The organism is Sphaerisporangium rufum (assembly GCF_016863395.1).
Lineage (GTDB): Bacteria > Actinomycetota > Actinomycetes > Streptosporangiales > Streptosporangiaceae > Sphaerisporangium > Sphaerisporangium rufum.
Genome location: NZ_BOOU01000119.1, coordinates 1 through 12,033 on the forward strand (window position 1 = coordinate 1; position 12,033 = coordinate 12,033).

Annotated in this window: 9 protein-coding genes; 1 reads left to right on the top strand and 8 read right to left on the bottom strand. The window is 70.9% G+C overall.

Features of this window, described 5'->3' with window-relative positions; translation table 11 throughout:
- From Sru01_RS34515 to Sru01_RS34550, 8 genes are all read right to left on the bottom strand, one after another.
- Positions 1-644, bottom strand: a 644-nt coding sequence (locus Sru01_RS34515; RefSeq protein WP_203994939.1) for a hypothetical protein, incomplete at its 3' end; no start/stop codon positions are given.
- Positions 645-876: 232 nt separating this feature from the next.
- Positions 877-1,968 (bottom strand): mannose-6-phosphate isomerase, class I, encoded by a 1,092-nt coding sequence (manA, locus tag Sru01_RS34520; RefSeq protein WP_203994940.1) that lies wholly within the window; start codon positions 1,966-1,968, stop codon positions 877-879.
- 87 nt (positions 1,969-2,055) lie between these two features.
- Positions 2,056-4,458: a glycosyl hydrolase 2 galactose-binding domain-containing protein gene (locus Sru01_RS34525; protein ID WP_203994941.1), complete on the bottom strand. Its 2,403-nt coding sequence runs from the start codon at positions 4,456-4,458 to the stop codon at positions 2,056-2,058.
- 1 nt (position 4,459) lies between these two features.
- Positions 4,460-5,347, bottom strand: coding sequence for an ATP-binding cassette domain-containing protein (locus Sru01_RS34530; RefSeq protein ID WP_203994945.1), 888 nt, complete (start codon positions 5,345-5,347; stop codon positions 4,460-4,462).
- Positions 5,347-6,294, bottom strand: a complete 948-nt coding sequence (locus Sru01_RS34535; protein ID WP_203994947.1) for an ABC transporter ATP-binding protein — start codon at positions 6,292-6,294, stop codon at positions 5,347-5,349. The genes Sru01_RS34530 and Sru01_RS34535 overlap by 1 nt, the downstream gene beginning before the upstream one ends.
- The gene (locus tag Sru01_RS34540) at positions 6,291-7,184 is read right to left on the bottom strand and encodes an ABC transporter permease (protein WP_203994948.1); all 894 of its coding nucleotides are present in this window, start codon (positions 7,182-7,184) and stop codon (positions 6,291-6,293) included. The genes Sru01_RS34535 and Sru01_RS34540 overlap by 4 nt, the downstream gene beginning before the upstream one ends.
- Positions 7,181-8,176 carry an ABC transporter permease gene (locus Sru01_RS34545; protein WP_203994950.1) on the bottom strand — a complete coding sequence of 332 codons (996 nt, stop codon included), beginning with the start codon at positions 8,174-8,176 and terminating at the stop codon, positions 7,181-7,183. Before Sru01_RS34545 ends, Sru01_RS34540 begins: the two co-directional genes overlap by 4 nt.
- Positions 8,177-8,246: 70 nt before the next feature.
- The gene (locus Sru01_RS34550) at positions 8,247-10,013 is read right to left on the bottom strand and encodes an ABC transporter substrate-binding protein (protein ID WP_203994951.1); all 1,767 of its coding nucleotides are present in this window, start codon (positions 10,011-10,013) and stop codon (positions 8,247-8,249) included.
- A 457-nt stretch (positions 10,014-10,470) separates the two neighbouring features.
- On the opposite strand from Sru01_RS34550, the gene Sru01_RS34555 reads away from it, so the two are divergent.
- Positions 10,471-11,487 carry a LacI family DNA-binding transcriptional regulator gene (locus Sru01_RS34555; RefSeq protein ID WP_203994954.1) on the top strand — a complete coding sequence of 339 codons (1,017 nt, stop codon included), beginning with the start codon at positions 10,471-10,473 and terminating at the stop codon, positions 11,485-11,487.
- The last annotated feature ends 546 nt before the right edge of the window (positions 11,488-12,033 follow it).

Consider the following 12,033-nt stretch of genomic DNA (forward strand, 5'->3'; position numbering starts at 1 on the left):
GCCCCCTGCGGTGCGGTGGCGACGGCGTTCACGATGAGCTGCGCGTCGGCGGCCTGCGGCTGGTAACGGTCGGGGTAGGCCGAGACCTGGACCGCCTGGCACACCTCGCCGATGGGCGCCGTCTTCCAGGAGTTGCTCGGGTACTTGCTCAGCATCTTGCTAAGGAAGGCGTTGGTCGCCCAGATCGGGTCGAGTCGCTGGGCCGCCGTGCCCCAGGAGGCGCGCTGCTGGAACAGCCCCAGGCTGTCGTGGTCCACCTCCTCGCTGATGTTCTGGAGGCTGGTCTCCACGATCACCGTGGTCACCGCGATCACCGCCGCGCGCAGGTCCAGGCCGCGGTCCTGCACGGCCTTCACCACCATCCGCGCGCAGGACACCCGGTAGGCCGACATGTAGCCACGCATCTTGGCACCGAGCGACGCGTTGAGCTGGGTGGCGAGCGCGGCATCGGTGGAGGTGGTCCCGGCCGGGTCGCAGGGCGCGGTGGTGTACGCGGCGGTGACCGCGCCCGCGAGGGGGCTGGGCGGCGGGCTCGGGGCGGCCATCGCGGGCGCCGGCAGGGCCAGCAGCCCGGTGAGGGCGGCCAGACCGGCCAGGGTCGCGAGCCGTCCGGCGCGCAGGCTCGGGGGTGGTGCGGTGCGCATGGATCCTCTTCTCGGTGAAGTCGTTCGATCGTCACCAAGAGAGTGCGGCGGGGCACTGCAAAACCCCTGCGGAATGGCTGTAATGACCTTAAGTTCCGCTGTAACCCGCCTGTAACTACCGCGCCGGCCATTACAGCGACCGATGTAATCGCAAGTCAGTAAGGGTGCGACTGATCGCGGGCACCCAGGCGGACCGCCCGGCGCCGAGGACCCGGGCAGTCGCGGGTGGTGATCAGGCCGCCGGCGGCGGGCCGGGTTCGGCGGCGAAGACGACGCCGGAGCCGGCGATGGCCAGCTCGGGGTGCGCGGCCGGGACGAAGACCGACTCGCCGGGCCGCAACCCGACTCCGTCGACGGTGGGCAGCCCTTCGACGCACAGCAGGATGCGCGGCGCTCCCCCGGCCAGCCGGGTGCCGCCGTCCACCGCGATCCGGCGTAGCCGGAACTCCGGTGCCGGGGTGGCGTAACCGCCGTCCTCGCCGGGCTCGACCGGCACCGGCGCGGCCTGCGGGTCGGTGACGCGCAGCAATTCGGGCAGGTCGACCCGCTTGGTGGTCAGCCCGGCACGCACGACGTTGTCCGAACCGCCCATGATCTCCACGCCGAAGCCCTTGACGTAGCAGTGCAGTACTCCGGCGCCGAGGAACATGGCCTGGCCGGGGGCGAGCTCGTGCCGCTGGAGCAGCAGCGGCGCCAGGCAGGCCGGGTCGCCGGGGTGGCAGCGGGCCAGCTTGACGACCAGCGCGTAGTCGGGCTGGTGCACCGCGGAGGCGGCCCACACGACCTGTTCGGTGACGTCGCGGCCGTCCAGCAGCGCGGCCAGCGCGGGCAGGACCTCGCCGGCGTCCAGCAGCCGGACCACGTCGCGCAGCGCGGGGACGCCGAGCCGGTCGATGAGCATGGCGGCCTGCCCCGCCGGGCGGAAGCCGGCCAGCGCGGTGAAGGGGGTGAGCGCGCAGACCAGCTCGGGCTTGGGCCAGGGGTCGGGGTACACCCCGCGGGCGTGGCCGTCGGCGGCCTGCTCGGCGGTGGGGTGCACCTGCAGCGACAGCGGCCGGGCCACCGCGATCAGCTTCAGCAGGTAGGGCAGCCGCTCGCCGTACGCGTCCAGGGTGGCCGGACCGAGGGCGCCGGCCGGGTCGGCGGCGATCATCTCCGGCAGCGAGCGGTCCTGCCCGGCGAGCAGCGACGGGCCCGACGGGTGGGTGCCGAGCCACATCTCGGCCTCCGGACCGGCCGCCGGGACCGGCCGCCCGGTGAGCGCGGCGATGTCGGTGCGGGACCCCCAGTCGTAGTCCTTGACGGGGTTGGTCAGCAGATGCACGTGGGGCTCCTCCGCCGGACGCGGGTTCGTCGGATCGAGGTCAAGCGTATCGGGGGCCGGGCGGCGCCGCGCCGCCCGGCCGGCCGGTCACCGCGCGGACTCGTTGAGACAGCGCAGCACCGGCCGGGTGACCAGCGCGGCCGGGTCCAGCTCGCGGCCGGTGGTCACCCGGAAGGTCGCGGTCTCGCCGGGCAACAGGGTGATCAGCATGTCGTCCACCTCGGCCGCCGGGTCGAGCCGGTCGGGGAACAGCGCGAGCTCGCGGACGATGCTCCGCGCGGTCACCGTGACCAGGTAGCCGCCGTCGGCCGGCTCGGCGCGGGCGTCGAACTCGGCGGCCGGGTAGGCGACGCGGGAGTCCTCGGCGAAGAGGACGAGCGCCCGCCGGTCGTCCAGTCGGGCGGCCAGCAGCTCGGCGGCCGGGTCGCCGGCGGTGGCCAGCGTCCCGGGCAGCTCGATCCGGGCCACCGAGCGGGGTTCGGCGGTGACCTGGAAGGTCTCCTTGGCCAGCGGCTCGCCGCCCAGGCCGTACCGGATCACCGACAGCTCGCCGTGCCAGGGTTCGGCGGAGTCGTTGACGGCGAACACCGCGCCGTCGCGGATCTCCAGCAGCCGGTCGGCGTAGATCCGGCGCAGCGCGTACCACAGCGGCTTGCGCCGGGCGTCGCCGTCGACGGCGGCCCAGGAGGTGACCGGCCAGCAGTCGTTGAGCTGCCACAGCACGGTGCCCGAGCAGTGCGGCGCCAGGGTGCGGAACCAGCCGATGCCGAAGGCGATGGCGCGGGCCTGGTTGAGCTGGGTGAGGTAGTGCCAGTCGTCGAAGGTCTCCGGCGCCGGCAGGTGGTCGCCCAGGCCGCGCAGCAGCTTGCCGTTGCCGTCGATCGCCTTCTGGTGGTGCAGGACGAGCGGCGCGTCGGCGGCCAGTTCGCCGCTGACCGCGCGGCGCAGGGTGGCGTACGCGGGCGGCCCCTGGAAGCCGAACTCGGCGACGAACCGGGGGCGGTACTCGGCGTAGCGGTTGTAGTCGGCGTGGTTCCACACGTCCCAGATGTGGATCGTGCCGCGGGCGGGATCGTTGGGCGGCAGGTCGGGCGCGCCGGAGTAGGGGCTGCCCGGCCAGTACGGGCGGGTCGGGTCCAGCTCGGCGACGATCGACGGCAGCAGGTCGTAGTAGAGGCCGCCGCCCCAGCTGCGGCCGGCCAGCGTCTCCTGCCATCCCCAGTCGGCGTGGCCCTCGATGTTCTCGTTGTTCCCGCACCACAGCACCAGGCTCGGGTGTGGGGCGAGCCGGGTGACGTTCTCCCGGGCCTCGGCCGCGATCTCCGAGCGCAGCGGCTCCTCCTCGGGGTAGGCGGCGCAGGCGAACGGGAAGTCCTGCCACACCATCAGGCCGAGCGAATCGGCCAGCTCGTAGAAGTCCTCGCTCTCGTACAGGCCGCCGCCCCAGATACGCAGCAGGTTGACGTTCGCCGCGGTGGCCTGGGCGAAGCGGGTGGCCAGCCGGTCGCGAGTGACCCGGTTCGGGAAGCAGTCGTCGGGGATCCAGTTGACCCCGCGGACCATGATCGGCCGGCCGTTCACCGAGATGGTGAACGCCTCGCGGTCCAGCTCGACCGTGCGGAAGCCGATCTTGCGGTGCCACCGGTCGTCGCCGAGCCGGACGGTGAGGTCGTACAGCGGCTGGGCGCCATGGCCGCGCGGCCACCACGGCTCGGGGTCGGGCACCTCGATCCGCAGCACCGCCTCGCGGGCGCCGGCGGCCAGGGTGGCCCGCGCCTGGATGCCGGCCACCTCGGCGGTGATCTCGTGCGGCCGCTCGGTGGTGCGCTCGACCCGGACGCGCACCTCGACGCGGCCGGCGGTGCCGTCCAGCGTGACCAGCGGGCGCACCTCGGCCAGCCGGGCGCCCGACCAGCTCGACAGGCCGATCGGCCGCCAGATGCCCGCGGTCACCACGGTCGGTCCCCAGTCCCAGCCGAAGTTGCAGGCCATCTTGCGGATGAACTGGTACGGCTCGTCGTAGGCGCCGGGCCGGTCGCCGAGGGCCGCCCGCCGGGCCTCGGCGTAGTCGTAGGCGGAGGAGAAGCGGACGGCGAGGGTGTTGTCGCCGTCGCGCAGCAGGTGGCGGACCGGGAAGCGGTAGGAGCGGTGCTGGTTGGCGGTGCGGCCCACCTCCACCCCGTTGAGCACCACCGTGGCGACGGTGTCCAGGCCGTCGCAGACCAGGTCGGTGCGCTCGTGCTGGTCCGGGGTCCAGGTGAAGGAGGTCTGGTAGACCCATTCGGTGCGGCCGATCCACGCCAGGCGGGTCTCGTTGTCGTCCAGGTACGGGTCCTCGATCAGGCCGGCCGCCATCAGGTCGGTGTGCACGCAGCCGGGCACCGTGGCGGGCACCCCGGCCGGCATCTCGGCGGGCCGGCCGGTGATCGGGGCGTCCGTGTCGACGGCCGAGAGGGTCCAGCCGTCGTGCAGTGGACGATAGACGCTCAAACTAGCTCTCCTTCGGGCAGTCGCCCAGCCTGGCGCAGGCGACGAGGTGGTCCTCCGCGGCGGCGTACAGCCGCCCGGTGGCGCCGTGCTTGTGATAGAGGCAGGTCTCGACCGGTTCGGCGTCCTCCCAGGGGGCGTGCATGCGGGGCACCGCGGCCAGCAGCTGCCGGGTGTAGGGGTGCAGCGGCCGGGTGAACACCGCCTCGGTGACCCCGGTCTCCACCACCTCGCCGTGCCGCAGCACGACGGTCCGCTCGGCCAGGTAGTGACCGAGGGACAGGTCGTGGGTGATGTAGAGGACGCCGAGGCCGCGCTCCTTGAGATCGGCCAGCACGTTGAGCACGTCGATCCGGGTGGAGGCGTCCAGCATGCTGGTGATCTCGTCGGCGACCAGCAGCCGGATGTCCAGCAGCAGGGCGCGCGCGATGAGCAGGCGCTGCAGCTGGCCACCGCTGAGCTGGTGCGGGAATTTGCCGAGCACCTGGTCGGGGTCGAGCCGCACGTCCTGCAGCGCGGTGCGCAGCCGGGCCGTCCAGTCGGCGTCGGCCACCCCGGGGAAGTACGCTTCACGGATCATCGCGAACACCCGGTCGGCCTTGAAGACCGGGTTGAACGTGCTGAACGGGTCCTGGAAGACGCCCTGCACGTTGCGGTAGTAGGCCTTGCCCGGCTTGACCGGCGTGCCCTCGAAGGTGATCGAGCCGCCGCTGGCCGGGACCAGGCCGAGGATCATCCGGCCCAGGGTGCTCTTGCCGCTGCCGCTCTCGCCGATCAGCGAGACGACCTCGCCGGGCCGCACGTCGAAGCTGACCCGGTCGACGGCGGTCAGCGTCTTGCCGCCGAACGCGCCGACCTTGTAGACCTTCGTCACGTTGTCGAGTCGCAGCATCAGGCGTCCGCCTTCCAGCACGCCACGACGTGGCCAGGCTCGACCTCCACCGGTGGCGGCTCCTGCGCGCACCGGTCGAAGGCCAGCGGGCACCGGTCGCGGAACCGGCAGCCCGCCGGCGGGTCCAGCAGCGACGGCGGGCTGCCGGCGATGCCGGCCAGCCGCCGCTCGGTGTGCCGGACGCCGACCTCGGGCAGCGAGTCGATCAGCAGCTTGGTGTACGGGTGCCGGGGCGCCTCGACCATCGTCTTGGCCGGGGCCTTCTCGGCGAGCTTGCCGGCGTACATCACCATGATCGTGTCGGCGATCTGGTAGGTGAGCGAGAGGTCGTGGGTGATGAACACCATGCTCTTGACCACGCCGCTCTCCCGGAAGCCGGCCAGCGCGGTGGCGACCGACTTCTGGGTGGACACGTCGAGCGCGGAGGTGATCTCGTCCGCGATGAGCAGCGAGGGGTCCAGCAGGGTGGAGATGACCATCACCATCCGCTGCTTCATGCCGCCCGACAGCTCGATCGGGTAGCGCTGGAGCACCTCGCGCGGCAGGCCGACCAGGTCCAGCCGGCTCTCCAGCGTGGCCTGGTCGAGGGCCACCCCGCGCGACCGGAGCAGCTCCCCCACCATCCGGCCGATCTTGCGGGTCGGGTTCATCGCGCTCATCGAGTACTGCGGGACCAGCGACACCTTGTGGAAGCGGAACGGGTTCATCCGCCGGTCGTCGCCGATGGGCAGCTCCTCGCCGTCCAGCTCGACCTTGCCGCCGACGTGGCGCATCCGGCCGTCCATCCGGATCAGGCTCTTGCCCAGCGTGGTCTTGCCGCAGCCCGACTCGCCGGCCAGGCCGAGGATCTCCCCGTCGCCGACGTCGAAGGAGACCCCGTCGAGCGCCCGCACGTCGCCCTTCAGCGTCTTGTAGTGCACCCTCAGATCGGTGACCCGCAGGCTCATGTCTGCCTCAGTTTCGGGTTGAAGACCTCGTCCAGGCCCACGTTGGCCACGTACAGCGCGCCGACGATGGCGGTGATCGCCGCGCCGGGCGGGATGAACCACCACCACAGGCCGAGCTGCATGGCGCTCCACTGGCTGGCGTTCTGCAGCATCAGCCCGAGCGAGACGCCCTCGGTCGGCCCGAGGCCGATGAAGTCCAGGGACGAGGCGATCAGGATGGAGTTGCCGAACAGCAGGATGAAGGTCAGCAGCAGGTAGGAGCTCATGTTCGGCCCGATCTCCCTGGTGATGATCTTCCAGGTGTTCGCGCCGCTGAGCCGCGCCAGGTCGACGAAGTCCCGGCCGCGCAGCGAGAACGTCTGCGCCCGGATGGCGCGGGCCGCCCACGGCCAGGAGGTCAGGCCGATGAACAGCGCCTGCGCGCCGACGCTGCGGATGCCCAGGTAGGCGTTGATGATCAGCAGCACGGCCAGCGCGGGCAGCACCAGGATGATGTTGGTGATCATGTTGAGCACCTCGTCGACCAGGCCGCCGCGGTAGCCGGCCACGAAGCCGACCATCATGCCGACGATCGCCGCGATGCCGCCGCCCAGCACGCCGACCAGGAACGTGGTGCGCAGCCCGTGCACGAACTGGGCGAAGACGTCCTGGCCGAAGGTGGTGGTGCCGAACCAGTACTCCGACGAGGGCGGGTCCATCGGCTTGCCGACGTACTCGTTGGGCGTGGCGCTGACCAGCAGCGGCCCGACCAGGCCGGCCAGCAGGAACAGCAGGACGATGGCCGCGCCGATCAGCAGCTTGGGATTGCGCAGCGCGAAGTACAGCGCCTCGCGGCGGACGCTCGCCGAGGCGGGCGGCTTGCGGGTGGCGACTTCCTGCAGAGCGGTCATGCCGACGCACCCGCCATTCCCGTCCTGGTCCGCGGATCCACCAGGACGTAGACGATGTCGATGACGAAGTTGGCGATCAGGACGCCGAGCACGATGAACAGGAAGATGCCCTGCAGCAGGAAGAAGTCCTGGTTCTGGATCGCCTTGAGGATGAGGCTGCCGAGTCCGGGGTAGGCGAACACGATCTCGGTCACCAGCGCGCCGGCCACCAGCACGCCGAGCTGCAGCGCCAGGCCGGTGATCTGCGGGAGCATCGCGTTGCGGAAGGCGTACCGGCGGATCAGCCGCTGCGGCGCGCCGAGGGCGGACAGGTAGTTGGAGTAGTCCGACTCCAGCTCATAGATGATCATATTGCGCATGCCGATGGCCCAGCCGCCCAGCGCGACCAGGAAGAGCGAGAAGAACGGCAGCACCCAGTGGTGCAGCAGGTCGAGCAGGAAGTCCGCCGACAGGCTCGGCCGGATGGAGAAGCTGTAGCCGCCGGCGACCGGGAAGACGCCGGCCACCACGCCGAGGCCCCAGGCCAGCAGGACCGCCAGCCACATGTACGGGGTGGCGGTCAGCACGTAGCCGACCGGCAGCACCGTGTTGTCCAGCAGCTTGCGCCGGGCGGCGTAGGCGCCGATCCGGTTGCCGACGAAGTAGCTGAGCAGCACCGAGGGGATCATCAGGCCCAGGGTGTAGGGCACCGCACCCATGATGACGGTGCTGACCGGGGTGGGGAACACCCAGATGCTGGTGCCGAAGTCACCGCGGAACAGGGCCCCCCAGAAGTTCAGGTACTGCCGCCACAGCGGCTCGTCGAGCCCGAACAGGTTGGTGTAGTAGGTGCGCATGGCCTCGACGGCCTGCGGCTGGGACACGTTGGCCCGGGCCAGCATGCTGGCGACCGGGTCGCCCGGCATGAAGCGCGGGATCATCCAGTTGACGGTGACGGCGACGGCGAACGTCAGCGCGTAGACGAGCAGTTTCCGGCCGAAATAGCGGCGCACGAGGGGCCTCCCGGGCAGGCCCCGCCGCCGCCCGGATGGGCGGGCGGCGGCGGGGCGGTGACGGTCGCGGTCAGGAGGCCGCGGGCTGCAGCTGGGTCAGCGTCTCGAAGCCGCCGAGCTCCCACCAGTTACGCCAGGTCACCGCGGGGGTCTTCGGCGCGCCGCCGGCCGAGGAGGGCCAGTTCTTCCACACCGCGTTGCTGGTCTGCGACCACAGGCCGTTGTACCAGAGCGGGATGGCGGGCAGCTCGTCCAGGAAGATCTTCTCGATCTCCGACAGCTGCGTCTTCATGCCCTCGACGTCGTCGGTCTTGACCTGGTCCAGCTTGTTCACCAGGTCCCAGGCCTTCTTGTTCTCGTAGCGCCCGAAGTTCACGGTGTTCTGCACCTTGTTCACCGGGAGCTGGAAGATGTACTGGTAGTAGGTGAACGGGCTGTTGGACAGCTGCCGCTCGTTGTTGACCAGCAGGTCGTAGTCGCCCTTGCCGCGCTTTTCCACCAGGGCGTTGAAGTCGGGGAAGTCCGGGGTGATGTTGATCCCGGCGTCCTTGGCGCTGGCCGCGATGGACCGGGCGGCCTCCATCCAGTCGGTCCAGCCGGACGGCACGATCAGCTTCAGGCTGATCTTGGAGCCGTCCTTGTTCTCGACGAACCCGTCGCCGTCGCCGTCCTTGTAGCCGGCGTCGGCCAGCATCTTCTTGGCCTTGGCCTTGTCGAAGGAGAAGCCGGCGCTGGAGGTGAGGTTCTTGTCGATGAACTGGTCCCACTGCGGGAGCAGGCCGGTGGGGTCGGACGCCTTGACCAGGTTGCCGTAGACGCCTTCCACGATCTTCTTGGTGTCGATCGAGGTGGCCAGCGCCTTGCGGAACTTGGCGTCGTCCATCGGCTTCTTCTTGGTGTTGGGCACCAGCCAGGCGGTGTTGGCCGACAGCATGTACGGCGGCTCGGGGTAGTAGGTGGTGATGCCGAACTTGCCGCCCTGCACCAGGTTGGCGATGCCGGGCAGGAAGTTGTTGCTGAGGTCCATGCCCTTCTGCAGCAGCAGGCCCATCGCGACCTCGTTGCTGCTGTTCACGATGTCGACGATGTAGCGGGGCTTGGGCTCCATCTTCAGGGCCGTCTTGCCCCACCAGTCGTCGCGGCGCTGCAGCACGACGCGGGTCTGGTCGTGGCTGAGGAACTTGTAGGCGCCGGTGCCGACCGGGTTCTCGTTCACCCCGTTCAGCACGTCCTCCTCCGACAGCTTGCTCCAGATGTGCTGGGGCAGGATGGTGCGCTGGAAGAGGTTGAAGTCCCACTGCTGGTAGTTGGGGGTGGAGAAGGTGAACTTCACGTTCTGGTCGTCGACCGCCTCGACGCTCTTCAGCCAGTCCCACAGCTGGTGGTAGGGGCTGGTCTCCATCTTGCCGAGCTCGTAGGTGAACGCGACGTCCTTGGCGGTGAACGGGGTGCCGTCCGACCACTTGATACCGGACCGCACCTTGACCTGGTAGGTCTTGTCGTCGGTCCACGAGCCGCTCTCGGCCAGCCACGGGGTCAGCTTGAGGGTGTTGCTGTCGAAGTGGAACAGGGTCTCGTAGACCAGGCCCTTGACGCCGACGGCGTGGTCCCACTCGCGGACGGGGTTGAAGTTGGGCGGCGGCCCCCACTGCGCGCCGCTGGTGTACAGCGTCTCGTTGCGGGGCAGCGAGTCGGGGTTGGCCGGCGCGCCGGACGCCGGGGCGCCCGCCGCCTGGGAACCTTGGGGGGAGGGGGAGTCGCTCCCGGTGCACCCGGCGGCCGCCAGCACGCCCGCCGTCGCCAGGATCGGGAGCAGGATCCGCGCCCGGTTTCGCATCGTTGTCTCCTTCTTCCTCCGCCTCCCGGCGGAGGTCCGCGTTCTTCCTCGCCCCCGATGGAACCGGCCCGTGGGGGTGAACCCCCACGGGCCTTGGGAGCGCTCCCAAACCCACCTGTGACAGCGGGCACGCTCCCGGCTTGCGACCACTTCACCATGCGCCCGGCCCCGCTGACCAGGGGCACCGGCGGGCCGAATCAGTCCGCTTCGACTGAACCGGATAAGTAGGGCAGAACGTAAATTCCGTATGTCCGTTCTGTCAATAGTCGTGACATCTTCGAGATGTGCCGCTCCCGGCGCCGCCACCGCCGGACGGCCCCCCGCCCGACGTGCTCCGCCGGTCAGGCCCTCGACCGTCGCCGCCCGGTCCGTACCCGGTGCGGAGCGTCGGCGGCGGTGGCGTAGTAAGGTGCGCTCGGGAGTGCGCTCAGTGAACCGATTCAGCGAGGGGTGATCCGTGAAGCGGCCGACGATCGCCGACATCGCGCGCCGCGCCGGAGTGTCCAAGGTCGCGGTGTCCTACGCTCTGAACGACCGGCCCGGCGTGTCCGCCGCCAAGCGGGCCCTCATCAAGTCGATCGCCGCGGAGATCGGCTGGCGGCCCAACAGCGCCGCCCGCGCGCTCAACGGCGCCCGGGCTAACAGCGTCGGGCTCGCGGTCTGCCGCCCGGCGCGCATCCTCGGCGTCGAACCGTTCTTCATGGAACTGATCAGCGGCATCGAGAGCGAGCTGTCCGCCCGGTCGTACGCGCTGACCTTGCAGGTCGTGCCGGACCACGAGCAGGAGATGGAGACCTACCGCCGCTGGTGGGGCGAGGGCCGGGTGGACGGCACCATCCTGGTCGACCTGCACTGGGACGACCCGCGGGTGCCCGGCCTGGCCGAGCTGGGACTGCCCGCGGTGGTGGTCGGGCACCCCTCGCAGTCCGGCCCGCTGGTCTCGGTATGGTCCGACGACGCCGCCGCCGTCCGGGAGACCGTCGAGTACCTCGCCGCCCTCGGCCACCGCAGCATCGCCCGGGTCGCGGGGCTGCCCCGGCTGGTGCACACCCGGCTGCGCGACGAGGCGTTCACCGCGGTGTGCGCCGAGCGCGGCCTGGCCGCGAGCATCACCCACACCGACTACACCGGCGAGGAGGGCGCCCGCGCCACCCGCCGGCTGCTCGGCTCCCGCGAGCGCCCGACGGCGATCGTCTACGACAACGACATCATGACCGTCGCCGGGCTGTCGGCCGCGCACGAGATGGGCCTGGAGGTGCCCGCCGAGCTGTCCATCGTGGCCTGGGACGACTCCCCGGTCTCCCAGGTGGTCCGCCCGGCGCTCACCGCGCTCACCCGCGACATCCCCGCCTACGGCGCGATCGCGGCCCGCACGCTGCTCGACCTGATCGGCGAGCGGGAGGTCGCCGACGTGGAGACCCCCGCCCACCGCCTCCTCCCCCGCGGCAGCACCGCCCCACCCCCACCCAGCTGATCGCTCTCACCGGCCTTCAGTGACCCGAGGATGTCCGGGGCCGGCACGTGTGATCCAGATGGTGCGGCTCTCGTCATTGACGGCGTACCAAATACGACCGCCCGACATGACCTCGTACTGCCACTACACCTTCGACCTTCACAGTTCCTAGATCTCCCTTAAGTGGATGCTGGCAAGGGTCGATATGGCGTGGATCAGCGGGCGCGACGATCGGCGCCGGAGCCGTCCTGGCCCCGGGCGTCGCCGTCGGCCGCTTCGCGATGGTCGCCATCGGCGCCGTGGTCCACCGCGGTGTGGCGCCGTACGCACTGGTCGCCGGGAACCCCGCCCGGCCCTGCGGCTGGATCTGCGCCTGCGGCCACCCACTGGACGACGACCTGCCCTGCTCGCGCTGCCGCCTCATCTACCTGCGAAGCGGTGCCGGTCTCGCCACGGCCGCCCGCTCACCCCGGACGCTTCCGTAGGGCAGATCGGGAGCGCGCTTTGCCGCAAGAGTGTCCCGGGCGGGCGGCTAGCGTCGCCCATGCCCCCGCAACCTCTACCTGC